This window comes from Halorubellus sp. JP-L1 (genome assembly GCF_011440375.1).
Taxonomy (GTDB): Archaea; Halobacteriota; Halobacteria; order Halobacteriales; family Natrialbaceae; genus Halorubellus.
In genome coordinates, this window is record NZ_JAAOIR010000001.1 from 794,989 (window position 1) to 821,276 (window position 26,288).

28 protein-coding genes and 1 pseudogene are annotated in these 26,288 nt (G+C 69.4%); 22 read left to right on the forward strand and 7 right to left on the reverse strand.

The features are described from left to right. Positions 1-177 precede the first annotated feature (177 nt). The gene (locus G9C85_RS04065) at positions 178-630 is read left to right on the forward strand and encodes an acyl-CoA thioesterase (RefSeq protein WP_166037164.1); all 453 of its coding nucleotides are present in this window, start codon (positions 178-180) and stop codon (positions 628-630) included. 58 nt (positions 631-688) lie between these two features. On the opposite strand, the gene G9C85_RS04070 is transcribed toward G9C85_RS04065, so the two are convergent. Then, on the reverse strand, positions 689-1,741 hold the full coding sequence (locus G9C85_RS04070; RefSeq protein ID WP_166037166.1) for a S66 peptidase family protein: 1,053 nt from the start codon (positions 1,739-1,741) through the stop codon (positions 689-691). 67 nt (positions 1,742-1,808) lie between these two features. Next, a complete protein-coding gene (locus G9C85_RS04075) occupies positions 1,809-2,264 on the reverse strand; it encodes a ferritin-like domain-containing protein (RefSeq protein ID WP_166037168.1) in 456 nt (151 codons plus the stop codon). Between the two features lie 367 nt (positions 2,265-2,631). Here G9C85_RS04075 and G9C85_RS04080 point away from each other — a divergent pair, with 367 nt between their 5' ends. The 8 genes and pseudogenes from G9C85_RS04080 to G9C85_RS04115 all read left to right on the forward strand — a co-directional run bounded on the left by G9C85_RS04080 (position 2,632) and on the right by G9C85_RS04115 (position 11,585). Next, positions 2,632-3,834, forward strand: a complete 1,203-nt coding sequence (locus tag G9C85_RS04080; RefSeq protein WP_166038937.1) for a LeuA family protein — start codon at positions 2,632-2,634, stop codon at positions 3,832-3,834. Positions 3,835-4,243: 409 nt separating this feature from the next. Beyond that, entirely contained in the window at positions 4,244-6,097 is a 1,854-nt protein-coding gene (gene ilvB, locus G9C85_RS04085; protein WP_369680766.1) for a biosynthetic-type acetolactate synthase large subunit, read from the forward strand. Then, positions 6,094-6,846: pseudogene (gene ilvN / locus G9C85_RS18775) on the forward strand (acetolactate synthase small subunit); the annotation flags it as partial. The gene ilvB and the pseudogene ilvN, both read left to right, overlap by 4 nt. 164 nt (positions 6,847-7,010) lie before the next feature. Further along, positions 7,011-8,054 carry a ketol-acid reductoisomerase gene (ilvC, locus tag G9C85_RS04095; RefSeq protein ID WP_166037170.1) on the forward strand — a complete coding sequence of 348 codons (1,044 nt, stop codon included), beginning with the start codon at positions 7,011-7,013 and terminating at the stop codon, positions 8,052-8,054. Positions 8,055-8,075: 21 nt separating this feature from the next. Then, positions 8,076-8,459 carry a hypothetical protein gene (locus G9C85_RS04100; RefSeq protein ID WP_166037172.1) on the forward strand — a complete coding sequence of 128 codons (384 nt, stop codon included), beginning with the start codon at positions 8,076-8,078 and terminating at the stop codon, positions 8,457-8,459. Next, on the forward strand, positions 8,456-9,892 hold the full coding sequence (leuC, locus tag G9C85_RS04105; protein WP_166037174.1) for a 3-isopropylmalate dehydratase large subunit: 1,437 nt from the start codon (positions 8,456-8,458) through the stop codon (positions 9,890-9,892). Before G9C85_RS04100 ends, leuC begins: the two co-directional genes overlap by 4 nt. After that, complete coding sequence (leuD, locus tag G9C85_RS04110; RefSeq protein ID WP_166037176.1) at positions 9,889-10,608, forward strand: 3-isopropylmalate dehydratase small subunit; 720 nt, start codon at positions 9,889-9,891, stop codon at positions 10,606-10,608. The genes leuC and leuD overlap by 4 nt, the downstream gene beginning before the upstream one ends. Continuing rightward, positions 10,605-11,585 carry an isocitrate/isopropylmalate family dehydrogenase gene (locus G9C85_RS04115; RefSeq protein ID WP_166037179.1) on the forward strand — a complete coding sequence of 327 codons (981 nt, stop codon included), beginning with the start codon at positions 10,605-10,607 and terminating at the stop codon, positions 11,583-11,585. The genes leuD and G9C85_RS04115 overlap by 4 nt, the downstream gene beginning before the upstream one ends. A 31-nt stretch (positions 11,586-11,616) precedes the next feature. Here the strand turns inward: G9C85_RS04115 and G9C85_RS04120 are convergent, their stop codons facing one another. Further along, positions 11,617-12,147 (reverse strand): DUF5799 family protein, encoded by a 531-nt coding sequence (locus G9C85_RS04120; protein WP_205254302.1) that lies wholly within the window; start codon positions 12,145-12,147, stop codon positions 11,617-11,619. A 144-nt stretch (positions 12,148-12,291) separates the two neighbouring features. Next, on the reverse strand, positions 12,292-12,684 hold the full coding sequence (locus tag G9C85_RS04125) for an OsmC family protein (protein WP_166037181.1): 393 nt from the start codon (positions 12,682-12,684) through the stop codon (positions 12,292-12,294). 168 nt (positions 12,685-12,852) lie between these two features. Here G9C85_RS04125 and G9C85_RS04130 point away from each other — a divergent pair, with 168 nt between their 5' ends. Then, on the forward strand, positions 12,853-13,338 hold the full coding sequence (locus G9C85_RS04130) for a 50S ribosomal protein L11 (protein ID WP_166037183.1): 486 nt from the start codon (positions 12,853-12,855) through the stop codon (positions 13,336-13,338). A gap of 115 nt (positions 13,339-13,453) precedes the next feature. Here G9C85_RS04130 and G9C85_RS04135 read toward each other — a convergent pair whose 3' ends face one another. After that, positions 13,454-15,082, reverse strand: coding sequence for a sensor histidine kinase (locus tag G9C85_RS04135; RefSeq protein WP_166037185.1), 1,629 nt, complete (start codon positions 15,080-15,082; stop codon positions 13,454-13,456). Between the two features lie 219 nt (positions 15,083-15,301). On the opposite strand from G9C85_RS04135, the gene G9C85_RS04140 reads away from it, so the two are divergent. The 6 genes from G9C85_RS04140 to G9C85_RS04165 all read left to right on the forward strand — a co-directional run bounded on the left by G9C85_RS04140 (position 15,302) and on the right by G9C85_RS04165 (position 19,329). After that, positions 15,302-15,943, forward strand: a complete 642-nt coding sequence (locus tag G9C85_RS04140) for a 50S ribosomal protein L1 (RefSeq protein WP_166037187.1) — start codon at positions 15,302-15,304, stop codon at positions 15,941-15,943. Beyond that, positions 15,940-17,001, forward strand: coding sequence for a 50S ribosomal protein L10 (locus G9C85_RS04145; protein ID WP_166037189.1), 1,062 nt, complete (start codon positions 15,940-15,942; stop codon positions 16,999-17,001). Before G9C85_RS04140 ends, G9C85_RS04145 begins: the two co-directional genes overlap by 4 nt. Before the next feature lie 2 nt (positions 17,002-17,003). Continuing rightward, the gene (gene rpl12p / locus G9C85_RS04150; RefSeq protein WP_166037191.1) at positions 17,004-17,360 is read left to right on the forward strand and encodes a 50S ribosomal protein P1; all 357 of its coding nucleotides are present in this window, start codon (positions 17,004-17,006) and stop codon (positions 17,358-17,360) included. A 155-nt stretch (positions 17,361-17,515) separates the two neighbouring features. Further along, positions 17,516-18,718: a tripartite tricarboxylate transporter permease gene (locus tag G9C85_RS04155; protein WP_166037192.1), complete on the forward strand. Its 1,203-nt coding sequence runs from the start codon at positions 17,516-17,518 to the stop codon at positions 18,716-18,718. A 162-nt stretch (positions 18,719-18,880) separates the two neighbouring features. Continuing rightward, positions 18,881-19,060 carry an HVO_2753 family zinc finger protein gene (locus G9C85_RS04160; RefSeq protein WP_166037194.1) on the forward strand — a complete coding sequence of 60 codons (180 nt, stop codon included), beginning with the start codon at positions 18,881-18,883 and terminating at the stop codon, positions 19,058-19,060. A 2-nt stretch (positions 19,061-19,062) separates the two neighbouring features. Beyond that, the gene (locus G9C85_RS04165) at positions 19,063-19,329 is read left to right on the forward strand and encodes an elongation factor 1-beta (protein WP_166037196.1); all 267 of its coding nucleotides are present in this window, start codon (positions 19,063-19,065) and stop codon (positions 19,327-19,329) included. A 67-nt stretch (positions 19,330-19,396) separates the two neighbouring features. Here the strand turns inward: G9C85_RS04165 and G9C85_RS04170 are convergent, their stop codons facing one another. Then, positions 19,397-20,074 carry an MBL fold metallo-hydrolase gene (locus G9C85_RS04170; protein ID WP_166037199.1) on the reverse strand — a complete coding sequence of 226 codons (678 nt, stop codon included), beginning with the start codon at positions 20,072-20,074 and terminating at the stop codon, positions 19,397-19,399. Between the two features lie 177 nt (positions 20,075-20,251). Between G9C85_RS04170 and G9C85_RS04175 the strand changes: the two genes are divergently transcribed. The 6 genes from G9C85_RS04175 (at position 20,252) to purM (ending at position 26,054) form a co-directional block, all read left to right on the forward strand. Continuing rightward, complete coding sequence (locus G9C85_RS04175) at positions 20,252-21,958, forward strand: TraB/GumN family protein (RefSeq protein ID WP_166037201.1); 1,707 nt, start codon at positions 20,252-20,254, stop codon at positions 21,956-21,958. Further along, on the forward strand, positions 21,955-22,569 hold the full coding sequence (locus tag G9C85_RS04180) for a metalloprotease (RefSeq protein WP_166037203.1): 615 nt from the start codon (positions 21,955-21,957) through the stop codon (positions 22,567-22,569). Before G9C85_RS04175 ends, G9C85_RS04180 begins: the two co-directional genes overlap by 4 nt. A 133-nt stretch (positions 22,570-22,702) precedes the next feature. After that, on the forward strand, positions 22,703-23,329 hold the full coding sequence (locus tag G9C85_RS04185) for a hypothetical protein (protein ID WP_166037205.1): 627 nt from the start codon (positions 22,703-22,705) through the stop codon (positions 23,327-23,329). Positions 23,330-23,507: 178 nt separating this feature from the next. Next, on the forward strand, positions 23,508-23,849 hold the full coding sequence (locus G9C85_RS04190; RefSeq protein ID WP_166038939.1) for a metalloregulator ArsR/SmtB family transcription factor: 342 nt from the start codon (positions 23,508-23,510) through the stop codon (positions 23,847-23,849). Beyond that, the gene (gene arsM / locus G9C85_RS04195) at positions 23,842-24,717 is read left to right on the forward strand and encodes an arsenite methyltransferase (protein ID WP_166037208.1); all 876 of its coding nucleotides are present in this window, start codon (positions 23,842-23,844) and stop codon (positions 24,715-24,717) included. Before G9C85_RS04190 ends, arsM begins: the two co-directional genes overlap by 8 nt. Before the next feature lie 317 nt (positions 24,718-25,034). Then, positions 25,035-26,054, forward strand: a complete 1,020-nt coding sequence (gene purM / locus G9C85_RS04200; protein ID WP_166037210.1) for a phosphoribosylformylglycinamidine cyclo-ligase — start codon at positions 25,035-25,037, stop codon at positions 26,052-26,054. Between the two features lie 21 nt (positions 26,055-26,075). Here purM and G9C85_RS04205 read toward each other — a convergent pair whose 3' ends face one another. Further along, a complete protein-coding gene (locus G9C85_RS04205) occupies positions 26,076-26,288 on the reverse strand; it encodes a hypothetical protein (protein ID WP_166037212.1) in 213 nt (70 codons plus the stop codon).

The window sequence follows — 26,288 nt, forward strand, 5'->3', positions numbered from 1 at the left end:
AGTACAGTCCCGAGCGGCGAGGGGTTATAGTTAGACGCTAGCTACGTAGTGTGCGTGCGTCGCATCTCCGCGACGACGACACCGATCGCGTTCCCTCAGCGAAGGCGCCGAGTCGGGGACGCGGTCGTTTCGCGACGGGTTCGACATCCTCAACTGACCGCCGGGAGAACGCGACGTATGCCCACGCTGATGGACACGCACATCCGGAACCGGCACATCGTGAACCCGAACGACGCGAACATCCTGGAGACCGCTCACGGGGGGAACGTGATGATGTGGATGGACGAGGTCGGGGCGATGAGTGCGATGCGATTCGCCGGCCATCAGGTCGTGACCGCGCGCATGGACCAGACGAACTTCCGGCGACCGATCCCGCAGGGCGACGCGGCGCTCGTCGAGGCGTACGTGTACGACGCGGGCCGGACGAGCGTGAAGGTGCGCGTGAAGGTGTTCCGCGAGAACCTCCGCACCGGCGAGACCGAACTCACGACGGAGAGCTACATGGTGTTCGTCGCGATCGACGAGGACGGCGATCCCGTCGAGGTCCCGAATCTGACGGTCGAGTCCGACCAGGGCGAGCGCCTGCGGACTGCGGCGCTCGAGGGCGACAACGGGAACGCCGAGGACTGAATCGCCCGTCGAGAGCCGGGACTGCAGTCGCTCGTCGACTCCGGGCGGGCGAGTCCGGTCACGGAAGTCGGATCGTCTCCGTCCCGGGATCGATCTCGACCTCCCCGCCGATGGGAATCGGGCAGGTCGGGTACGTGTGGCCGAACTCGCAGTCGAAGACGACCGGTGCGTCGGGGTTGTAGCGCTCGAAGACGCTCGTGATGGCGTCGCGTTGGCGTTCGCGGTAGTCGGCGCGCCACTCCGGCGGGTTGTCCTCGACGTGACTGCGGGCGGCGGCGCGACCGACGAGGACGCCGTCGAAGCGCTGGAGGAGGCCGCGTTCGCCGAGCGCGCGGAGGTTCGCCTTCACGTACTCTGGGTCGGGGATGCCCTCTGCGGTCTCCAGCGCGAGCACGGCGCCGTCGAGGTCGCGCTCGTCGGGGAGGTAGCGGTCGGCGAGGAACTGCTCGACGAGCACCTCGTAGCAGCCGCCCCAGATCCGACCGGACACCGCATTCTCGCCGCCGCGCCACGTGCGACCGTCGCTCTCCTCGATGTCGCGGCGCTCCTCGAGCGCGTCGGGGTTCTCCCAGTCGCCGGCCTCGTCGGTGAAGACGTCCGCTTCCTCCCAGTCGCCGATGGACTCGTCGAAGAGCGCGCGACCGAGGTACTCGACGGTGTAGTCGAACATCTCGCCGTCCATCGCGTACTCGAGGAGCGTCGACCCGCCGTAGTACGAGACGACGCCCTGGTTCCAGAGGACGGTGTGGAGGTTCGTGTTGTCCGACCACCCGTAGAACCGCGTCGGGTTGTCGCGGAGGACCTCGGGGTCGAGGTGCGGGAGGACCGTGATCTGGTCGTGGCCGCCGATGTTCGCGACGACGGCCGATATCTCGGGGTCCCTGAACGCGTCCATGACGTCCTCGGCGCGCGCCTCGGGGTCGTCGGCGAGGGACTCGGGGTCGGCGGTCGCGGTCGGGTACTCGACGGGCTCGAGGTCGAAGACGTCTCGCATCCGCTGCAGGCCGAGTTCGTAGACGTGACTGGCGAATTTGGGGTTCGTCGACGCGGGTGCGATCACCGCGACCTTGTCGCCGGGTTCGACCGGCGGCGGCGTGACGAAGTCGGGCATGTGCGCTCGGTCTCGCCCGCGCAATATAGTCGTGTCCCTGGCTTGTCACTCGGTGACGGTGTGCGAGTCAGTCCTGCTTGTACTCCTTGCGGAACCCGCGGAACTCGCTCCGGTGGGCCTCCTCGTCCGCGAGGATCGTGACGGCGAGGTCCTCGGTGACGGGATCGTCGTTCTCCTCGGCGGCGTCGACGAGCGCGCGGTACGTCGAGATGGCGTCCTCCTCGGCCTCGAGCACGCCCTCGATGACCTGGATGACGTTCGTCGAGTCCTCCGGCGGCTGGAGGCTATCCTGTGTCGACTCGAACTCCGCGCTCCCCGGCGGCGCCTCGTCGAGTTGCTTCAGGCGCTCGCCGAGCTGCCGGGAGTGCCCGAGCTCCTCCTGGACGTCCGTCTGGAGGCTCTCCTTGATCTCCTCGGCGCGCACGCCGTCGAGGACGATCGCGTTCGTCTGATAGTTCATCACGGTCTCGATCTCGTCCTGGTACGCCTTCTTGAGGAGTCGAACGACTTCCTGATCTGCCATGCGCGAACGTACGGCCGCCTGCCTCTTAACGGTCGACCAAGCATTGTTCCGTGCCTCGACGGGGAGGTCACCGGGGACGCTCGGCCGGCCCCGCGAGGTGCGCGCGAACTCGTCGACGGTTCGTTGTCAGAGCGGACGAGTGCAGGAAAGTACGTCACGATCGTTCGGACGTGGTCTGAAGTCGTACCACACGGTAGCGACCAAGGAGATATAAGGCATATGTATACGCTGCCGTCCGGCGGTTTTCTCAAGCGCCGTCCATGGACGGGAGCAAGGGTGGGGGCGGCAAGAACTGTCTGGGCGGAACGCTTTAATACCACCTTCCCCCTGGGAGGGAGTACGATGTCATCCAACGACACGTCCCGCTCTGACACCAGTCAGGGCGATCGAGTTCTTCAAGGGCACTTTGGACGCTACGACTGAGATCGACGCCGCGCGCGTCTTCGACACGACGCTGCGCGACGGTGAACAGAGTCCGCGGACCTCCTTCAGTTACCAGGACAAGCGCGAGATAGCAGCGGCGCTCGACGAGATGGGCACCCACGTCATCGAGGCCGGGTTCCCCGTGAACTCCGACGCGGAGTTCGAGGCCGTCCGCGACATCGCCAACGCGACCACCGCAGAGACCTGTGGGCTGGCGAGAGTCGTCGACGAGGACGTCGAGGCCGCACTGGACGCCGGCGTGGACATCGTCCACGTGTTCGCGAGCACGAGCGACGTCCAGATCGAGGATTCGATGCATTCGACGCGCGAGGACGTCAAGCAGCGCTCGATCGAGGCGGTCGAGCGCGTCGCCGAGACCGGCACGAGCGTGATGTTCTCGCCGATGGACGCGACCAGGACCGACGAGGACTACCTGATCGAGATGATCGAGGCCGTCACCGACGTCGGCGTCGACTGGATCAACATCCCCGACACGTGCGGGGTCGCCACGCCCTCGCGGTTCGGTGACCTCATCGAGGTCGTCGACGCGCACACGACCGCGCGCATCGACGTGCACACGCACGACGACTTCGGGCTGGCGACCGCGAACGCCATCGCCGGGATCGAGGCGGGCGCGGACCAGGCGCAGGTGAGCGTGAACTCCATCGGAGAGCGCGCCGGGAACGCCGCCTACGAGGAGTTCGTGATGGCGATCGAGTCCCTGTACCAGGTCGACACCGGGATCGACACGACCGGCATCACGAAGCTGTCGAAGCTCGTGGAGGCGAAGTCCGGGATCGACGTCCCCGGGAACAAGCCGGTCGTCGGCTCGAACGCGTTCAGTCACGAGTCCGGCATCCACGCCGCCGGCGTCATCGAGAACTCGGACACGTTCGAGCCGGGCGTCATGACGCCTCAGATGGTCGGCGCGACCCGCGAGCTCGTGATGGGCAAGCACACGGGGACGCACAGCGTCCGCGAGCGCTTGCGCGACGCCGGGTTCGACCCGACCGAGGACGAAGTGCGGGCCGTGACGCGGCGCGTCAAGGACCGCGGTGCGGACGACGAGCGCGTGACGATGCAGGACGTCGAGCGGTTCGCGATCGACGTCGGCGTCGCGCGAGAGGACGAGGAGGTTCGCGCGTGAACGCCGCGGTCCGTTCGGCAGCCCCCACCGGCAGCGACCGGTGGGCGACGCCGCCCGCCGCGATCGGCGGTAACGATTGCAGGCCCCGCAAAGGCTTTACGTTCGCTCGCTCTGAGAGCGACGTACATGCAGTCCACCGTCGCTGTCGCGGGCGAGCGTCTCGCCACGAGCGACGGTGCTGTCGTCCGGACTATCGGTATTGTAGGGGCGTAAGCGCCCCTACCACCTCTCCTCCTCGACCCCGCGTATCGTTCGACCACCAGCCACGAGTCCGCACGGCAGCACGACGACAGATGCCCGCAACACACCCGACAGATCAGACGTACCATCGGCCGTATCGTTCGCCAACCACACCACGGAGCCAACCGGCTCGTCGGACAGCGACGACGCCCGAACGGAGGTGTCGGCCGTGAGCGAGCCGGTGCAGCCCGCCACGGAGACGGGCGCGACCGACGCTGACGCCACCGACGCGGACGCCGAGCCGACCGAGACGGAACCGCCGGCCGAGGGCGCGGAGACGGCCGAGACCGAACCGTCGTCCGAGGACGCCGACGCGCCGGCACCGGTCCGGACGGGCGCGCAGTCCGTCGTCCGGTCGCTCGAGAACGCCGGCGTCGAGCACCTGTTCGGCGTCCAGGGCGGCGCCATCATGCCCGTGTACGACGCGGTGTACGACTCGGAGATGACGCACTACATGATGGCGCACGAGCAGGCGGCGGCGCACGCCGCGGACGCGTACGGGATCGTCTCCGGGACGCCCGGGGTCTGCCTGGCGACGTCCGGGCCGGGGGCGACGAACCTCGTCACCGGCATCGCGGACGCGAACATGGACTCCGATCCGATGATCGCGCTGACGGGGCAGGTGCCGACGGAGTTCGTCGGGAACGACGCGTTCCAGGAGACGGACACGACCGGCGTCACCGCACCGATCACGAAGGACAACACGTTCGCGTCGAGCTCGGACCGCGTCGGCGACGACGTCGGCGAGGCGTTCGCGCTCGCCGGCAGCGGCCGACCGGGGCCGACGCTCGTCGACCTCCCGAAGGACGTCACGAACGGCGACACCGACCAGGAGCCGGGGTCGCCTACGCTCCCGGACACGTACCACGTCCAGGAGCGAGCGCCCGCCGAGGACGTCGCGGACGCGGCGCGTACGGTCGAGGAGTCGAACCAGCCGGTGCTCCTCGTCGGCGGTGGCGTCGTCAAGGGCGAGGCCACCGAGGAGGCGCGCGCGTTCGCAACCGAGTACGAGATTCCGGTCGTGACGACGATGCCGGCGCTCGGGTCGTTCCCCGAGGACCACGAGCTGAGCCTCGAGATGGGCGGGATGCACGGCACCGGGTACGCGAACATGGCGTTGACCCACACCGACTGCCTGATCGCGGTCGGGTGCCGGTTCGACGACCGACTCACGGGCGGCATCGAGACGTTCGCGCCCGACGCCGAGGTCGTCCACGTCGACATCGACCCGGCGGAGATCAGCAAGAACATCGAAGCCGATCACCCGCTCGTCGGCGACGCCGCGACCGTCCTCGACCAGCTGGACGCGGCGATGGAGTCCGCGCCGAAGGCGACGAAGTGGCGCGCGACCTGCAAGCAGTGGCAGTCCGAGTACCCGATGGAGTACGCCGCGCCCGAGGACGAGCCCGTGAAGCCGCAGTTCGTCGTCGAGGCGTACGACGCCGCGACCGGCGACGACGCCATCGTGACGACGGGCGTCGGCCAGCACCAGATGTGGGCGGCGCAGTACTGGACGTACACCGAACCTCGCACCTGGGTCTCCAGTCACGGCCTCGGGACGATGGGGTACGGGCTCCCGGCCGCGATCGGCGCGCGCATCGCAGCGGACGCCGACGGCAACGAGGACGCGGCCGTGATCGCGTTCGAGGGCGACGGGTCGTTCCTGATGACGATGCAGGAGCTCGCCGTCGCGGTCCGCGAGAACCTGGACGTCACGGTCGCGGTCCTGAACAACGAGTACATCGGGATGGTCCGTCAGTGGCAGGACGCGTTCTTCGACGGCCGGCACTCGGCGAGCGACTACGGCTGGTGCCCGGACTTCGCGAAGCTCGCGGAGGCGTTCGGCGCGAAGGGCATCGCGGTCGAGGCGTACGACGAGGTCGCGGACGCCGTCGAGGAGTCCGTGAACTACGACGGGCCGGCGGTCGTCGACTTCCGCGTCGACCCGGCGGAGAACGTCTACCCGATGGTTCCCAGCGGCGGGGACAACGGCCAGTTCGCGCTGGCGGAGGACCAGCTATGAGCGACGACGCGACCGACGGACGGGATCCGGCTGGTGGAAGCGACGAGCAGCGAACGACCGGCGAGGCGGACGCGCAGCCCTCGCCCGGCGAGCACGACGCGGCCGTGGCGCCGCGAGCGCGCTCGGACGCGACCCGCGAGGGACTCGCGGGACCGGAGCCGGAGGACCGACCGCGGCCGCACGGCAAGCGGAACTCGCAGGGGATCCGCATCGATCCCGAGGTCGAGGCGGAGCGCGAACCGCGGCGTGCCGTGATCAGCGTGCTCGTCGTGCACGAACCCGGCGTGCTGTCGGAGGTGTCGAGCCTCTTCAGTCGCCGACAGTTCAACATCGAGAGCCTGACCGTCGGCGCGACCCACGACCCGGACCGTGCGCGGATCACGGTCGTCGTCGAGGAGCCCGACCCGGGCATCGACCAGGTCGAGAAGCAACTGCGGAAGCTGATTCCGGTCATCTCGGTGCGCGAGCTGGAGCCGGACGCGGTCCGGCGGGAGCTCGCGATCATCAAGGTCGACGCGCGCGCACCGAGCGAGGTCGCGGCGGTCGCGGAGATGTACGACGGTCGGACCGTCGACGCCTCCAGGCAGACGGTGACCGTCGAGGTGACGGGGTCGCGCCAGAAGATCGAGGGCGCCATCGAGACGCTCTCGCAGTTCGGCGTCCGCGAGATCACGCGGACCGGGACTGCCGCGCAGGCACGCGGTGCGGACGCGACCGCTGGCACGCCGCCCGCCGGGACGACCGGTCAGACGGAAGCGGCCGAAGCGGCGACCGACGGCGGCGAACCGACCGACGCAGCGACCGACGGTGGCGAACCGACCGACGCAGCGACCGACGGTGGCAAACCGACCGACGCGGCCACCGGCGGCGAGACGAACAGCGAATCGAACGAGACCGCAGATACGCACGACGCATGACCGACGAATTCACTACCGACGTTTACTACGACGACGACGCAGACGAATCGTACCTCGAATCGAAGACGATCGCGGTCCTGGGCTACGGGAGCCAGGGGCACGCGCACGCGCTGAACCTCCACGAGAGCGGGTTCGACGTCGTCGTCGGCCTCCGCGAGTCCTCTGACTCGTGGCCGGTCGCCGAGGACGACGGGCTGGCGGTCGCGACGCCGTACGACGCCGCCGAGCAGGCGGACGTCGTCTCCATCCTCGTCCCGGACACCGTCCAGCCGGCGGTGTATGAGGAGATCGAAGCGGCGCTCTCCGAGGGCGACACGCTCCAGTTCGCGCACGGGTTCAACATCCACTACAACCAGATCCAGCCGCCGGAGTACGTGGACGTGACGCTCGTCGCGCCGAAGTCGCCGGGGCACATCGTCCGCCGGAACTACGAGCGCGACGAGGGAACGCCCGGACTGCTCGCAGTCTACCAGGACGCGACCGGCGAGGCCGCCAAGGAGGGCCTCGCGTACGCGAAGGGGATCGGTTGCACGCGAGCGGGCGTCATCGAGACGACGTTCCAGGAGGAGACGGAGACCGACCTCTTCGGCGAGCAAGCCGTGCTCTGCGGGGGCGTCACATCGCTCGTCAAGCAGGGGTTCGAGACGATGGTCGACGCCGGCTACAGCCCCGAGATGGCGTACTTCGAGGTACTGAACGAACTGAAGCTCATCGTCGACCTCATGTACGAGGACGGGCTCGCCGGCATGTGGCACTCCGTGAGCTACACCGCGGAGTACGGCGGGCTGACGCGCGGCGACCGCGTCGTCGACGAGGGCGTCCGCGAGAACATGGAGGAGATCCTCGAGGAGGTCCAGAACGGCGAGTTCGCTCGCGAGTGGATCCTCGAGAACCAGGCTGGTCGGCCGAGCTTCGAGCAGCGCGTGCAGGCCGAGGAAGAGCACGAGATCGAGCAGGTCGGCGAGGAGCTCCGCGCGCTGTTCTCGTGGAGCGACGAGGCGGACGAACAGGAGAACGATCCGGCGCCAGCGGACGACTGACCGAGCGGAGAGAGCCCCAACATGACCCGAAACCGACGAGAGAGAGACGACGAATCGACCCAGATGCGCGCAGTCAGCCACACGAATCCCTACACGAACGAGTCCATGGGGTCGGTGTTCGAGCACGGCGTGACGATCGTCGCCGACGGCGGAGAACGCGGTGCCGCCGACGAGCCGACGGACGAACACGAGCCGGCTGACGAGCACGAGCCGGACGCCACGGACGCGGACGACGAACCGTTCGACGACACCGAAGCGGACGGCGACGAGCCGTTCGACGAGGACGCCGAGCCCGAGGACGGGACGCCGATGAAGGACGTATCGCACGAAGCGCCCGAGGGCGGGCACGGGAATCGCATGTTCGAACGCGTCGGCGACACGGCCGACGTGGTAGACGAAGAATGAGCGAGGGGACGCTGTACGACGAGGTGTGGGAGCGCCACCGCGTCGATACGCTCCCGACCGGGCAGGACCAGCTGTTCGTGGGCCTGCACCTGGTGCACGAGGTGACGAGCCCGCAGGCGTTCGGGATGCTCGAAGAGCGCGACATGGAGGTCGCGTACCCCGAGTTGACGCACGCGACCGTCGACCACATCGTGCCGACGGCGGACCAGTCGCGGCCGTTCGACGACGACGCCGCGGAGACGATGATGCGCGAGCTCGAGGCGAACGTCGCGGAGGCGGGCATCGAGTTCTCGCATCCCGACACCGGGAACCAGGGGATCGTGCACGTCGTCGGCCCGGAGCAGGGCCTCACGCAGCCCGGGAAGACGATCGTCTGCGGGGACTCGCACACGAGCACGCACGGCGCGTTCGGCGCGCTCGCGTTCGGCATCGGCACGAGCCAGATCCGGGACGTGCTCGCGACGGGCTGCATCGCGATGGAGAAGCAGGACGTCCGCCGCATCGAGGTCACGGGCGACCTCGGCGACGGCGTCGAGGCGAAGGACGTCATCCTCCAGATCATCCGGAAGCTCGGGACCGACGGCGGCGTCGGGTACGTCTACGAGTACGGCGGGTCCGCGGTCGAAGCGCTCGGCATGGAAGGCCGGATGAGCATCTGCAACATGAGCGTCGAAGGCGGCGCTCGCGCCGGGTACGTGAACCCCGACGAGACGACCTACGAGTTCCTCGAGGGCCGCGACCGCGTCCCGGACCGCGGCGACGGGTTCGAGGAACTCGAGGCGTACTGGAAGTCCATCGCGAGCGACGACGACGCGACGTACGACGACGTCGTCGAGATAGACGGCGACGCGCTCGCGCCGATGGTGACGTGGGGGACGACGCCCGGCCAGGGCGTCGGCGTCGACGAACCCATCCCCGCGCCCGAGGACCTGCCCGCGGACAAGCAGGACACCGCACGGAGCGCGCAGGAACACATGGGCGTCGAACCCGGCGACACCATGGACGGCTACCCGGTCGACGTCGCGTTCCTGGGGTCGTGCACGAACGCGCGCCTGCCGGACCTCCGCAGAGCCGCGAGCGTCGTCCAGGGTCGCGAAGTCGACGAGGACGTTCGCGCGCTCGTCGTCCCCGGCAGCCAGCGCGTCCAGCGCGCCGCCGAGGAGGCGGGGCTCGCGGACGTCTTCCGCGACGCCGGCTTCGAGTGGCGGAACGCCGGCTGCTCGATGTGCCTCGGCATGAACGAGGACCAACTGGAGGGCGACGAGGCGTGTGCGTCCTCCTCGAACCGGAACTTCGTCGGGCGCATGGGGAGCAAGGACGGCAAGACCGTCCTCATGAACCCACAGATGGTCGCCGCGGCCGCCATCCACGGCGAGGTCACTGACGTCCGCGACGTCGAGACCACGCCGGTCGAGGAGGTGACCGAGGCATGAGTCAGCGCGACGCTGGCGGCGACGCCGCCGAATCGCGGAACGACGGCCCCGCGGAGATTGTCGAGCACGTCTCCGGTACCGGCGTGCCCGTTCGCGGGAACGACGTCGACACCGACCAGATCATCCCCGCGCGCTTCCTGAAGGTCGTGACGTTCGACGGCCTCGGCCAGTTCGCGTTCTTCGACCAGCGGTTCACGGACGACGACGAGGAGAAGGACCACCCGATGAACGAGGCCCGGTTCCGGGACGCGAGCGTGATGGTGACGAACAAGAACTTCGGCTGTGGCTCCTCGCGCGAGCACGCCCCGCAAGCGCTGATGCGGTGGGGGATCGACGCGCTCGTCGGCGAGAGCTTCGCGGAGATCTTCGCGGGGAACTGCCTCGCGCTCGGCATCCCGACGGTGACCGCCGACGAGGCGACCGTCGAGGCGCTCCAGGACTGGGTCGACGACCACCCGGACGGCGAGATCGACGTCGACGTCGCCGCGGAGACGGTGACGTACGGCGATGCGACCGTGGACGTGACGGTCGACGACGCCCAGCGGAAGGCGCTCGTCGAGGGCGTCTGGGACACGACCGCGCTCATGGCGAGCAACGCGTCCGCGGTCGCGGACACCGCCGAGAGCCTCCCGTACGTCGACGACGCGGTCGTCGCGAACGCTCGGGAGCGCATCGCGAGTCGAGACGCGACTGCGAACGACGGGGGCGACGCGTGAGCGAGGAACGCATCGCGGTCGTTCCCGGCGACGGCATCGGCCAGGAGGTCGTGCCGGTCGCCGTGGACGTCCTCGACGCCGTCGGCGACTTCGAGTTCGTGCACGCCGACGCCGGCGACGCGGTGAAGGCGGAGACGGGCGAGGCGCTCCCCGAAGAGACCTTCGAGACGGTGGCGAACGCTGACGCGACCGTCTTCGGCGCCGCCGGCGACACCGCCGCGGACGTCGTCCTCCCGCTGCGGGAGGCCGTGGACTCGTTCGCGAACGTGCGCCCGGCGCGCGCGCACCCGGGCGCGAACGCGCTCAAACCCGAGACGGACCTCGTGTTCGTCCGCGAGAACACCGAAGGCGTCTACAGCGGCATCGAGGACGAGATCACCGAGGGCGTGTCGACGCTGACGCGCGTCGTCACCGACCGCGCCTCGAGGGACATCGCCGAGTTCGGGTTCGACTACGCCGCCGAGAACGGCTACGACGACGTCACCGTCGCGCACAAGGCGAACGTGATGCGCGAGACCGACGGCCGGTTCCTCGAGAACGTGCGCGCCGTCGCCGACGCACGCGACGCCGAGTTCGACGAGGCGCTCATGGACGCGCTCGCGATGCACCTCGTCCAGCGCCCCGAGAACTACGGCGTCGTCATCTGTCCGAACCTCGCCGGCGACGTCCTCTCTGACCTCGCAGCCGGCCTCGTCGGCGGCCTCGGCCTCCTCCCGAGTGCGAACGTCGGCCACGCGAACGGCCTGTTCGAGCCCGTCCACGGCAGCGCGCCGGACATCGCCGGCGACGGCATCGCGAACCCGAGCGCGACCGTGCTCTCGGCCGCGATGCTCCTCGAACACCTCGGATACGACCGGGAAGCAGCGAGCGTTAGGGACGCCGTCGAGGGCGTCCTCGCGGACGGCCCGCGGACGCCCGACCTCGGCGGCGGCGCCAGTACGGAGGCCGTCGCCACGGCGATCCTCGACGAGCTCTAACGCCGGTCGCGTTTCGTCGCCGTCGACTCCCTCAGATCGAGTCTTCGTCAGCGTCGCCGTCGCCGCGCCCGCTCTCCGCGACGCCACCGGCTCCAGCGGCGGCGATCGCGCAGATCTCCTCCCAGCGCCCCTTCGACTCCAGGTGCGACTGGAGTTCGCGCCCGTACTCGCCGGCGAGTTCGCGCGCGGTCTGGGCGCGCGCATCGTGGTCCGTCCCGCTCGAGCCACCGCCGCCAATCCCGAGGGCGCTCTTCACGCCGTCGAAGAGGCCTCCCTTCTGGCCGCCGACGTCGGACTGCCCGCCGCCCGCGCCGCCCAGGGCGTTCATCTGCTCCTGAATGTTCTCGAGTTCGGGCATGATCGCCTCGAGGTTCGTCGCCTCCCGGTCGACGACGATGCTCGCCGCCGCCGGATCAGACGGTTCGTCGATCGTGTACTCGGTCGCACTCATGATGAGACTCCACTCCTGGCTGGAGAACTCCGACGCGCGAACGCGGTCGTTGAACTCCTGGTCGACCGCCATCCGCTCGGCGACGACGCTGTTGGTCCACTCCTCGGTCATGCGTCGAAGTACGCAGACGTCCCGTATCAGGGTTCCGCCCAGAGACTCCGCGAGAACTGAGAGCGGCAACCGAGAGAACGGATAGCGGCGACCGCGGTCGCGTTCGAACGCGTCGATGCGTGCGTCGACCAGGCGCGAACCGGTCTAGAACGCGTCGCCCTCGAGCGAAACGTCGGCGTAGAGGTCCGTCTTCAGAGCGTCGTGGACCTTGCACAGTTCCTCGGCGCGCGAGACGACGGCGTCGGCCTTGTCGCCGACGTCGCCCTCGACGGAGACGTCGAAGGAGACGGCGGCGAGCTTGTCGTCCTCGTTCAGGTCGCCCGTCACGTCGATCTCGATGTGGCCGAGTTCGCCGGCCTGGCGCTGCTCGGCGGCGACGCGCAGCGCCGGCACGAAGCACGCGGAGTACGCCGCGAGCAGGCTCTCGAGTGTGTCCGGGGCGTCCTCGCCCGTCGCGTCGATCGTCGTCTCGAAGTCGCGGATCTCGTTCGTGGTACTGAACCCTTCCTCGGAGACGGAGTGAACTTCCTTGGACATGCACGCGCAACTACACTCGGACTCCGGGTAAGCGTTACCGTTGCGGAACGCTGTCACGCCGCAGGACGGGCCGAGAACTCGCACGCACCACGTTCGGCCGGTGGTGGCGAGCCGACAGGTCGCCGTCGAAAGGTAACTGTTAAAACTCGTGCGAGACTTCCTGCGAGTATGGCTGGAACCATCGAAGTGCTCGTTCCGGGTGGACAGGCCAACCCTGGCCCGCCGCTCGGTCCCGAGCTTGGTCCGACACCCGTGGACGTGCAGGCTGTCGTCAGCGAGATCAACGAACAGACGGAGGCCTTCGACGGCACGGAAGTGCCGGTCACCGTCGACTACGACGACGACGGCTCGTTCAGTATCGAAGTCGGCGTCCCGCCGACCGCCGAACTCATCAAGGACGAAGCCGGGTTCGATACCGGTAGCGGCAAACCCCAGGAGGAGTTCGTCGCCGACCTCACCGTCGAACAGGTCAAGCAGATCGCCGAGCAGAAGCTCACCGACCTGCTTTCCTACGACGCCAAACAGGCCGCGAAGGAGGTCGTCGGCACGTGCACGTCCCTCGGCGTGACCATCGAGGGCGAGAACCCCCGCGAGTTCAAGGAACGCATCGACGCGGGCGAGTACGACGACACGTTCGTCGACGCCGAAGCCTGACGACCGCGGTCTCTCTGACTCCGCTCTTCGCACCCGCGAGTGACGACTTTCGTCGAGCCAGCGAGAGAGCCGCGCTCGCAGTCGATCACGCCCGCCGAGTCGCGCTCGCAGTCGATCACTCGTCGACGTAGACGGTCAGGACGTCGACGTGGACGGTGGTGCCGGCGTCGGTGACGTCGATGGAGAGGTCGCCGTCCGCGCGATCGACGAGCCAGCGCGCGATCCACAGGCCGAGGCCCTCGCCGTGGTCGACCGGCGACGCGTCGAGCTCGCCCGCGAGGAGTCGGCGCTCGATCGCGGGGAGGCCGGGGCCGTTGTCCGAGACGGACACGCGGACGCGACTGTCGTACGCCGACGCACGCACCGCGACGTCGCGCTCGGCCGGGGGATGGTCGCTGTGGATGCGCGCGTTCTCCACGATCTCCGCGAGCGCCGTCCGGATGGCGTCGCCGTCCGCCACGACGACGTCGTCGGGCACGTCGACGGCAACGTCGACGGTCGACGGGCCGTCCGCGAGCGCCATCGCCTCCGAGACGACCGTCGACAGCGCCGCCGGTTCGCGGCTCTCGGTCGCCTCCCGGATGCGGTCCTCGATCATCCGCGCCTTGTTGCTGATGTCGAGCGTCTCGCGAGCCGCGGACTCGATCGCTCGCGCGTGCGTCTCCGGGTCAGCTCCGTACTCCGTGATCGACTGACTGTGCCCGAGGACGACGTTCATCTCGTTCCGGAGGTTGTGTCGGAGGACGCGATTCAGGACGCGCAACTGGCTCTCGCGCTGCTCGAGGCGCGCACCGACGTGATCGAAGCGCTCGCCGATCTCGTCCCACTCCTCGGTCCCCGACAGTTCGACGCTGGCGTCGTAGTCCCCGGCCTCGAGCGCGGTCAGTCCCGCACGCAGCTCCCCGATCTGTTCGATGTTCGTTCGATACGTCCAGTACCCGACCGCGCCGACCGAACACAGGACGACCAGGAGCGCGCCCGCTTGCACGAGCGACACCGTCCGGATGCGGTCGGCGACTACCGTCCGGTCCTGCTCGACGGCGACCACCCAGTTCGTCTGCGCGACGCGATCCTGTCCGCGGAACGACCGCTCGGGAGCCGGCCCCGTCTCGAAGAGGGTCTCCCCGCCCGATCGGATCGCGATGGCCTGCCCGACGTCCCCGAGGTGCGAGAGGTCCGCGAACACCGACTGCTGGTCCTCGTCCGGCGCCCGCAGGTGGATTGCGGCGTTCAGCGTCCCGACGACCGCCGTCCCGTTCCGGACTGGCGCGCTCACGACGACGACGAAGTTCCCGGACTCGGCCCGCATCGGGTCGCTCACGTACACGCGGCCGTCGAGCGCGCCCTGCACGTACGAGCGGTCGCTGAAGTTCGACCCGAGGACGCGGTCGCGCTCCGTCGCGTTCGTTCGCTCCGCGTCGAACGCCATCACCGTCCCGTTCCTGGCGACGACCGACGCGCCGTCGAACGACGACGTCGCCAGGAATCCGGCCAGCGCGGTCGACTGTCGATCCGAGCCGTGCGCCTCGAGGCGTTCGTCTTGCGCACCGATGCGGACCTCCTGTTCGCGCGCCTCCAGCTCCTCGTGGAGGTCGTGCGCGACCGTCGCCGCCGTCTCGTTCACGCTCGCGCGCTCGCTCGCGACGATGTCATCCTTGTGGAGTGCGAACCCCGCGTAGACCGTACTCCCGAGGACGAGCGAGAGTACGAGTAACAGCCCCAGGAGGGTCGTCCGGAGACGCATCTGCTCCACACCACGCGACAGGGGGTAAAGAACGCACTGGGCGTTCGAGTCGCCGAGACCGCCGTCGCCAACGAGAGGGGGCGTCCGGGCCCGTCACGTCCTCCCGTGGGTCCGGTACTTCGACGGGTTTAAGACTCCGTTGGGTCACGTTCCAAGCGAGACAGGCTTCGCCTGTTTCACTGACCCGTAGGAGCACGACGCGTACTACGGAGGTGAACGATGGCAGACCAGGACATAGAGAATGCAGTCTCTCGCGCACTCGAGGATTCGCCCGACCGGAACTTCCGGGAGACGGTGGACCTCGCGATTAACCTGCGCGACCTCGACCTCAACGACCCGTCGAAGCGTATCGACGAGTCAGTGGTATTGCCGGCCGGCACAGGTCAGGAGACCCGCATCGTCGTCATCGCAGACGGCGAAACGGGACTTCGAGCCGAAGACGTCGCCGACGACGTTCTCGACGGCGACGATCTGGCCGACCTCGGAGACGACGACGACGCGGCGAAGGACCTCGCCGGGAAGACCGACTTCTTCATCGCCGAAGAGGCGAAGATGCAGGACGTCGGTCGCTACCTCGGGACGATCCTCGGCCCGCGCGGGAAGATGCCGACCCCGCTCGGTCCGGACGACGACGTCGTCGAAACCGTCGAACGAATGAAGAACACGGTCCAGCTCCGTTCCGGCGACCGCCGCACGTTCCACACGCGCGTCGGCGCCGAGGACATGCCGGACGAGGACATCGGTGACAACATCGACGTCATCATCCGCCGTCTCGAGGCGAACCTCGAGAAGGGCCCGCTCAACATCGACTCCATCTACGTGAAGACGACGATGGGACCGAGCGTGGAGGTGCCGGCATGAGCGCCGGCGCCGAAGCGGAGCGGAAGACGGAGAACCTCCCCGAGTGGAAGCGAGAGGAGGTCGCGGACCTCGTCGAGACCGTCGAGTCCTACGACTCGGTCGGTGTCGTCAACATCGCGGGCATCCCCAGCCGACAGCTCCAGGCGATGCGCGCGGACCTCTGGCCGGACACGGAACTCCGCGTCAGCCGGAACACGCTCCTCGTGCGTGCGTTGGAGGAGGTCAACGAGGGCGTCGAGGAACTGACCGAGCACATCGCCGGACAGGTCGGCCTCATCGGGACGAACGACAACCCGTTCGCGCTCTACAAGACGCTGGAAGCGTCGAAGACGCCCGCACCGATCAACGCGGGCGAAGTGGCGCCGAACGACGTCGTCATCCCCGAGGGCGACACCGGCGTCGACCCCGGTCCGTTCGTCGGCGAACTCCAGCAGGTCGGTGCGGCGGCACGCATCATGGAGGGCTCCATCCAGGTCACGGAGGACTCGACGGTCCTCTCGGCCGGGGAGGAGGTCTCCGACGACCTGGCGAACGTCCTGAGCGAACTCGGCATCGAGCCCAAGGAAGTCGGGCTCGACCTGCGTGCCGTGTTCTCCGAGGGCGTCATGTTCGACCCCGAGGACCTGGACATCGACGTCGACGCGTACCGCGACGACGTCGCGACGGCCGCTGCGCGAGCACGGAACCTCTCCGTCAACGCCGTCTACCCGACGGCGCAGACGGCGTCGACCCTACTCGCGAAGGCGACGGGCGACGCGAAGTCCGTGGGCCTGCAGGCCGCGATCGAGAGCCCGGACCTCGCGGACGACCTCGTCGCGAAGGCGGACGCGCAGGTGCGTGCGCTCGCGGCGCAGGTCGACGACCCGGAGGCGCTGCCGGAGGACCTCCAGGACGTCGAGGCGCCCGCGGCCGACGCGGCCGCGGCGGACGAGCCAGCCGAGGATACCGAGGACGAATCGACTACTGAAGAAGACGACGCCGAGGCGGACGCCGAGGACTCCGACGACGACGACGAGGAGGACGGTGGCGCCGCGCTGGGCGACATGTTCGGAGACTAACAATGGAGTACGTTTACGCAGCACTCATCCTGAACGAGACGGGCGAAGAGATCAACGAAGACAACATCACGGGCGTGCTCGAGGCCGCCGGCGTCGACGTGGAGGAATCCCGCGTCAAGGCGCTCGTCGCGGCGCTCGAGGACGTGGACGTCGACGAGGCCGTCGCCGAGGCGGCCGCAGTCCCCGCCGGTGGCGCCGCAGCGGGCGGCGCGGCCGCGGAGGGTGGCGACGAGTCCGCCGACGAGGGCGGCGACGACGAGGACGAGGACGTCGAGGAGACGTCGGACGTCCCGGACACGGCCGACGACGACGAGGACGAGGAGGCCAGCGGCGAGGGCCTCGGCGACCTCTTCGGCTGAACGCGCCGGTCACGACCAGATTCAGTTCTTTCTTTCGCGCGATACCGGGTAGCTACTGCGTTCGCACGATAGCGACGACACCGGTCGACCGGCGACGGTTCGCGTGAGCCGTGGGTGCGTGGGTTCTTGAGGGAGGGAGCGGCGAGTGCCGTGGAATGGTGGGCGTGGACGTCGCCGTGGGTGTCGTGGTCGGGGTGAGTCTGGGGTCCGTGTCGGGGTTGACGCCGGGCGTGCACGCGAACGCGTTCGCGCTCGCGCTGGCGGGCGTGGCGCCGTCGGTGCCGGGGAGTTCGCTCGCGGTCGGCGTGGCGGTGCTCGCGGCTGGCGTGACGCACTCGTTCGTGGACGTGGTGCCGGCGGTGTCGCTCGGGGTGCCGGACGCGGCGATGGCGGCGACGGCGCTCCCCGGGCATCGGCTCGTTCTCGAGGGCCGCGGCCGCGAGGCGCTGCGGGTGTCGGCGCTCGGGAGCCTGGGCGCGTGCGCGCTCGCGCTCGTCGCGGCCTGGCCCGTGACCGAGGCGATGCGGACGCTCGTCCCAGTGCTGAACGCGCACCTCTCGGTCGTGCTCTGCGTGGCGACGCTCGCGCTCGCGGCGACCGAACGCTCGTGGCCCCACCGCGCGGCCGCCGTGATGGTCGCGGCCGCGGCCGGGGGGTTCGGCGCGCTCGCGCTCGACCTCGACGTCGGTGGCGTCCTCGGCGAGAGCGTCCTCGCCGCACTCTTCGGTGGCCTGTTCGGCGCACCCGTCCTCCTCGACGCGCTCGCCGGCGACGGCGTCCCACCACAGGGCGACGCCGCCCTCCGGAGCTCGCCGCTCGCGCTCGCCGCCGCCGCACTCGCCGGCACCGCAGGCGGCGGCGCCGTCGGCTACCTCCCCGGCGTCTCCAGCGGCGTCGCCGCCGTCCTCGCCCTCGCACTCGCGCCCGGCAACGGCACCGACCGCGGCTACCTCGCCACCGTCTCCGGCGTCAACACCGCCAACGCCATCTTCGCCGTCTTCGCGCTCCTCGCGTTCGACACCCCACGCACCGGCGTCCTCGTCGCCTACGAGACCATCGACGCCCCGCTCGTCCTCCCCGTCCTCCTCGGCGCCGTCCTCGTCGCCGGCGTCACCGGCGCCGTCGTCGTCGTCACCGTCGGCGACCGCTACCTCGCCGTCGTCGGCGACGCCGACCCCACTCGCGTCGTCGCGCTCGCACTCGTCGCACTCGTCCTCGCCGCCTACACCTTCGCCGGCGTCGTCGGCCTCTGTCTCTTCGCCACCGCCACCGCACTCGGCCTCCTCCCCACCCGCCTCGGCGTCAAACGCGTCCACCTCATGGCCGTCCTCACGCTCCCCATCGCGTTCGGACCCTGACCGCACCAGCGGGACTCGTCACCCGAACCGGCGACCTGGCGGTCGCCGGGTGCTAGAGGAGTCGATTCCGACCCGCGGAACCGGCGACCTGGCGGTCGCCGGATGCTGGAAGAGTCGGTGAGAAAGACAACCGTTATACCCAAACGACTCGCAGGGTGTTGTATGAGCGAGTCGCAATCAGCGGAGCAGCGCCGGTGCGTCTCCTGCGGCATCAACATCGCAGGCACGAACGCCGCGCGCTTCAAGTGTCCCGACTGCGGGCACCTGATCTTCCGATGCGCGAAGTGCCGGAAACAGAGCAACCTCTACGAGTGCCCGGACTGCGGGTTCGAGGGCCCCTAACGATGGGGAAGGTAGCCGCGAAGATCAAGGTCATGCCGCAGGACCCCGAGATCGACCTGGACGACCTCCAGGAGCGTCTCGAGGACTCCCTCCCCGAGGGCGCGAAGATCAACGGCGTCGAGCGCGACGACGTCGCGTTCGGCCTGGTGGCGCTCCTCCCGACCGTCATCGTGCCCGACGACGCGGGTGGCACGGAGGCCGTCGAGGAGGGCTTCGAGAAGGTCGAGGGCGTCGAGTCCGTCAGCGTCGAGAACGTCGGCCGCATCTAGGCCGACTCCGCTTTTCGCGTTCGTTCACCCGAGTAGCGACCGCCATCCATCCCGCCCGGTTCCTTCGTCAGGTCGAGCCGGTGGCGATGGCGGCGATGCGGTCGGTGCCGTCGTCGACGAGGCCGCCGTGGTAGCACAGCGTCTGGTCGACGTCGAGGTCGGCGAGCGATGCGACGGACTCGCGGGCGCGTTCCCGGTCGGGCGTGAACTGGGGTTTCGGACCGTGGAGGCGGCCGTCGCCGTGGTCGGCGACGAGTGCGTCGCCCGCGAGGAGGAGTCCGGCCTCGGGGAGGTACAGCGAGCAGTGCCCGGGGCTGTGGCCGGGGGTCTCGACGACCCGCATCGGGCCGGCGGCGGTGTCGAACGTTTCGTCGCCGACGAGCTCCAGGTCGACCGAGACCGGCGGGTACCGGTCGTCGTCGGGGTCGGTCTTCACGGGGTGCTCGCGGCCGTCGACGTACGACGCCTCGTCCTGATGGGTGACGACGAACGCGTCCGTCTCGGCCTCGAGGTCGTCGAGCGCGGCGGCGTGGTCGCCGTCGTGGTGCGTGAGGAAGACGGTCTCGACGTCCGAGAGCGCGAACCCGTGCGCGTCCAGGGCCTCCCGGAGTCGGGGGACTGCACCGGGGAGGCCGACGTCGACGAGGACGAGGCCGTGATCGGTCTCCACGGCGACGGGATGGAGGTCGAGGTCGCGGTCGTCGTAGCGAACGGCGAGGTCGTGGACGCCTGCTGGCAGAGCCATGCGGGCAGTTCGCACGCACGGGCCGTATCGGTTCGGGTCGTCGAACCCACGATCCGGTCGGTAGCCCGTCGACCGTTCGAGCGGTCGAGAGTATCCAGTCGGCGTGCGTTCGCCCGGAGAAGGCGGGCGAGGAACGGTCCGACACGTGTTTATGAGGTCACGCGGTAGCGTGGGGTGATGACTGAAGCCGCGCCGCCGACGCCCGGGCCGACGGCCCCGGAACCCGACGACGGCGAGGGGAGCGTTCACGTCCTCGGGACGGCGCACGTCTCGCAAGCGTCCGTCGACGAGGTCGAGCGGACCATCGAGGACCGCCACCCGGACGTCGTCGCCGTCGAACTCGACGAGGGCCGGTACCGGCAGTTGCGCGGAGAGACGCCCGACGACCTCGACCCGACGGACCTCCTCTCCGGGAACACCGTCTTCCAGTTCATCGCGTACTGGATGCTGAGTTACGTCCAGGCGCGACTCGGCGACCGCTTCGACGTGAACCCGGGTGCGGACATGCTCGCGGCCGTCGAGACCGCAGAGGCGAACGGACTCGGCGTGGCGCTCGTCGACCGCGACATCCAGACGACGATCCAGCGGTTCTGGAAGCGCATGACGGTCTTCGAGAAGATACAGACCGCGAGCGGGCTCGCGTTCGGCGCGGCCGACCCACGATTGGTCGGTATCACGGTCGGTCTCGTCCTCGGTGTGTTCCTCGCGCCGCTACTCGGGTTCGGGCTCCCGCTCGCGGGCGTCGTCACAGACGCCGGCCTGCTCTCGATCGCCTCCGGCGGTCTCGTCGCGGGCGTCGTCGGATACGCCGCACTCACCGTGACGGACGACCACTTCGACGAGTGGACGAGCCTGCTCGCGGCGACGGCCGTCGGCGTCGGCGTGGGCGCAGCCGTCGCGGTGACGGGCGTCCTCGACCCGTATCTCGCGGGCGTGCTCGTCAGCCCGATACGGAACCTGCTCGCCGGCGGCTTCGTCGGCATCGGGCTCGGCGTCGCCGTCGGCGTCCTGCTCGGCGTCGCGTTCGACGCGTTCGGCGTCGGGAGCGACGAGGAGATGGAGGAGTTCGACATCGAGCAGATGACGGACTCAGACGTGGTGACGGTGATGATGGAGGAGTTCCGCCAGTTCAGCCCCGGCGGTGCGAGCGCGCTCATCGACGAGCGCGACGCGTACATCGCGCACAACCTCGTCGCGCTCCGCGACAAGGGGTACGACGTCGTCGCGGTCGTCGGCGCCGGCCACCGCGCGGGCATCCAGGCGTACCTCGACGACCCGGCGTCGCTCCCGCCGATGGACGACCTCGTCGGCACCGAGTCCGGGTCGCGGTTCTCGCTCGGGAAGCTGTTCGGGTACCTGCTCACGCTCGGGTTCGTCGCGTTCTTCGGCCTGCTCGTCCTCGGCGGCGCGAACGACGCCTTCCTCCTCAGGTTGTTCGCGGCGTGGTTCCTGTTCAACGGCGCGTTCGCGTTCGTCCTGACGAAGCTCGCCGGCGGACACTGGCGGAGCGCGGGCGTCGCGGGCGCGGTCGCGTGGATGACGAGCCTCAACCCCCTGCTCGCGCCCGGCTGGTTCGCGGGGTACGTCGAACTGAAGCAGCAGCCAGTGAACGTCTCGGACATCGGGACGCTCAACGAGATCCTGAACGACCACGAGTCGCCGCTACGCGACGTGATCGGGCGGATGTTCGACGTGCCGCTGTTCCGCCTGATCATGGTGGTCGCGGCGGCGAACGTCGGGAGTCTCGTCGCGAGCGTCCTCTTCCCGGTCGTCGTCCTTCCCGCGCTCGCTCCGGAGGTCGGCGGCGTTCAGGGCGTCCTCGACCTGCTCGTGCAGGGCGTCGAGAACGGTGTCCGCATCGTCCGCGGGGTGGTCGGCGTATGAGGACGTCCTCGACGGAACTGCGGGACCTCGGCGCGGCGTGGGTCGCGCTCTCGGTCGCGTTCGTCATCTTCATCTTCGGCGGCGGGGTGTTCCTCGAGTCCCCGTCCGTCGTCGCGACGTTCCTCGGGATGTGCGCGCTGACCGCGGGCGTCGGGTTCCTCCTGCACGAGCTCGCGCACAAGGTCGTCGCGCAGCGTTTCGGGCAGGCGGCAGAGTTCCGCGCGGACTACAAGATGCTCGGCGCGGCGATCCTCTCGGCGATGCTCGGGTTCCTGTTCGCGGCACCGGGCGCGGTCTACCACCGCGGCCGGATCACGCCGAAGGAGAACGGTCTCATCGCTCTCGCGGGCCCCGTGACGAATCTCGTCCTCACTGGCGCGTTCTTCGCGCTGTTCCTCGTCGTCGGCACCGGCGGCGTCGCCGGGACGGTCGCGAGCCTCGGCGTCTGGATCAACGCCTTCCTCGCCGGGTTCAACATGATTCCCTTCGGGCCGCTCGACGGGAAGACGGTGAAGGACTGGAACCTCGGCGTGTTCGCGGTCGCGTTCGCCGTGATGGGCGGACTCGCCGCGCTCGTCATGTTCACGAACGTCGTCCCGATCGTGATCTGAGCGCAGCCCGGACTCGCGGCGATTGCGTCCGGGACGACCGCGGTTTCTGGAACGACGACGGCGCTCGGAGCGACAGCGACTGTCGTCGCCGACGGGGAGTGACGTAAACACGGCGGCACTCGAACGCTCAGGTATGAGTCGTTCGAGTTTCGAGGCGTCGACCCTCGCTCGCGTGGCGAGCGCACTCGCCGTCCTGGCTGCGAGCGTCGCCGCGGTCGTCTTGCTCTGGAGTGGCCCGGTCGCGGACGCGTTCTTCGCGGCGTGGGTCGTGGGAAGCGTGATCGTCGCCGGCGTCGGCGCGGTGGGCGCGTGGACGAACCGACCGCCGCTCGCGTGGCTGGGGGCGCTCTCCCTGACCGCGATCGTCGTCGTCGGACTGTTGTCCATCGGCATCTTCGTCGCGCCTGCGGCACTGCTCTCGCTCGCGGCTGCCGTGGCCTCGCAGCGAGCGAGGTCGCGCGAGGCCGCCCGAGCGGCGGTTCTTGCCGACCCACCGACGGGGGCGGAGCTCGCGGCGAAGGCGGTCGCGGGCGTCGGGTCGGTCCTAGTCGGTGCGGTACTCGTCTACCTCGGCGCGTTCGTTCGGGAACTGTTCGCGCGCGGATGCCTCGCCGAGACGCTCGCGTGTGCGCTCGCGGTGACGAACTGGGATGCGGTCGCGTTCACGGGCCTCGGCGGTCTCGCGGTCGTCGCCGGCGCGTGGCTCGTCTGGCAGCAGGTGTTCGTCGCGTCGCTCCTCGCGTTCGCGCAGAACGGCTAGCGAGTCGCCGGGCCCGGTGACGCGCCAGCGACGCTCTTCGATTCGAGTCCTGACGCCGACCACCGGCGAAACGTATTAGTGATTGCTTGTATAATCTAGCGTTGATATGGTTCATGATGCAGCCGAACCCGCGACTGACGACGTCGAGTCGGACGATGCGGCGACGAACGATGGGACGATGGCCGGTCCATCGGACGAGACCGACGCCTGCTGCGTCCAGCCCGGCGACGTCGACCCGGCCGCGTTGGCGTCGGACCTCCAGGTGCTGTCCGCGATGGGGAACGATACGCGGTACGAGCTCCTCCGGCGGATCGCGTCGGTCGAGGACGGCGTCTGCGTGTGCGACCTCGAGACGGCAGTGGGAGTCAGCCAGAGTGCCGTCAGTCAGGCGCTCTCCCGGCTCTACTCGGCGGGACTCGTCACCCGTCGGAAGGAGGGGTCGTGGCGGTACTACGAGCCGACCGAGACCGCCGACCGCCTACTGGACACGCTCGACGACCTCCGAGGGAGCGATGACTGACGACGACGCGACGACGACGTCGGTCGCCGACCGCGACCCGGAGGCGGTACGCGAAATGGTGCGCGAGCGATACGAATCCATCGCTACCGACTCGGGAGACTGCCGTGGCGACGTCGGCGTCGAGCCTACCGGCGACGGCGGGTGCTGTAGCGGTGGCGACGCGGACGACTCGAGGACCGAGGCGGCGGGAGGCGACGCGACCGGGAGCGAACGCGTCGGGTACGACGCCGCGGACGTCGCGTCGGTCGCCGACGGCGCGGACCTCGGCCTCGGCTGCGGGAACCCGAAGGCGTTCGCCGCGATGTCCGCGGGCGAGACCGTGCTCGACCTCGGCTCGGGCGCTGGCTTCGACTGCTTCCTCGCGGCCGACGAGGTCGGCCCCGACGGACGGGTCGTCGGCGTCGACATGACGCCCGAGATGGTCTCGAAAGCCCGGGAGAACGTCGCGAAGAACGACGCCGAGAACGTCGAGTTCCGCCTCGGCGAGATCTCGCACCTCCCCATCGCGGACGCGGTCGTGGACGTCGTCATCTCGAACTGCGTCGTCAACCTCGCGCCCGAGAAGCAGCGCGTGTTCGACGACGCGTACCGCGTCCTCCGGCCCGGCGGTCGCGTCGCCATCTCGGACGTCGTCCAGACTGCGCCGTTCCCGGATGACGTCCGGATGGACCCGGACTCAGTGACCGGGTGCGTCGCCGGTGCGGCCACCGTCGGCGAACTCGAGGTGATGCTGGAGCGCGCCGGGTTCGAGGCCGTCGAGATCGCGCCGAAGGCCGAGAGCACCGAGTTCATCGACGAGTGGGACGCCGACCGCGACCTCGGCGAGTACCTGGTTTCCGCCACCATCGAGGCGCGCAAACCGGTCTGAAGCGACCGAGGTCCGCACTCGACCGGAGGCGTTTTACGTGCACGTCGGTGAGTGGGAGGTAGACGGCACGGTCGGGGGGCTCCTTTCAGCCCGCGTGGTTCGCCACGCCGGGCCCGCTCGCCGACCTACACCGTCGCTCTAACACCACGGAGCGACGGCCACCGCGTTCTCGTCATCTCGCGGCATCGAATGGGACCGCGGTCTCTCGGCCGCTCGACGCGCGAGCGGCGTCGGGAGAGGGGAGAGGGAGTCGAGGGGGAGTCGAGGGAGTCGGGGATTCCGACGGACCTATGTGGCGGCCACGCGGCCGTTCAGGCATGACCGAGGACGCCACGGAGCCAGGGGAGAGCGAAGAGAAATCGACTGGTGACGGCGAGGGGATGACGTACGCGGACGCTGGCGTGGACGTCGAGGCGAGCGAGCAGGCGACCGCCGCCCTGCTCGACGCGGTCGGGAACGTCGTCGAGACCGAGTACGCCGGACTGCTGGACGTCGGCGACCAGTTCCTGTCGCTCGCGACCGACGGCGTCGGCACGAAGCTCCTCGTCGCGGAGGCGATGGCGGACTACTCGACGGTCGGGATCGACTGCATGGCGATGAACGTGAACGACCTCGTCGCGGCGGGCGTGACGCCGGTCGCGTTCGTGGACTACCTCGCGGTCGACGAACCCGACGAGGGGTTCGCCGAGCAGGTCGGCGAGGGATTGCGCGTCGCCGCGGAGCGCGCGGGCGTTTCGCTCCTGGGCGGGGAGACGGCGGTGATGCCGGAGGTCGTCTCCGGCCTGGACCTCGCCGGGACGGCCGCGGGGCTCGCGGAGAAAGAGGAGGTGTTCGACGGCGAGGCCGAGGTCGGCGACGCGCTCGTCGCGTGGCCGTCCTCGGGCATCCACTCGAACGGTCTCACGCTCGCGCGGAAAGCCATCACGGCCGAGTACGAGTACGACGACCCGTTCCCCGCGGACCCCGACAAAACCGTCGGCGAAGTGCTCCTGGAGCCGACGCGGATCTACTCGGACCTCCTGGAGCCGATGCGCGAGCACGACGTTCGCGCGGCAGCGCACGTGACCGGCGGCGGGTGGCGGAACCTCTCGCGGATGGGCGACCACCGCTACGAGATCGCGGACCCGTTCCCGGCGCAGGACGTATTCGCGGTCATCCAGGAACTCGGCGACGTCGCACCGCGGGAGATGTACGAGACGTTCAACATGGGGACGGGATTCGTCGCGGCGGTTCCCGCCGAGGAGGCGGACGCGCTCGCGGACGCGACCGAGGACGGGCGCGTGATCGGGGAGGTCGAGGAGGGCGACTGCGTCGCGGTCCGCGGGATGGAACTGTAGCTGCGGCGACGGCGCTGGCGGTCAGTTCGAGGTCGCGCCGTGGAGGTGGTGGAGGTACCTGCGGACGACGCCGCCGCCGACGACGAGCGCCGCGCCGAGACCGAATAGCGGGAGCGTGCTGGCGACGAACGTCGGGGTGAGGTCGCCGGTCGCCGCGAGTGCGTAGAGGAGGACGAACGCGCCGACGATGATCGCGAGGCCGGCGGCGTTTCGAATCGTCGATTCGGACACCAT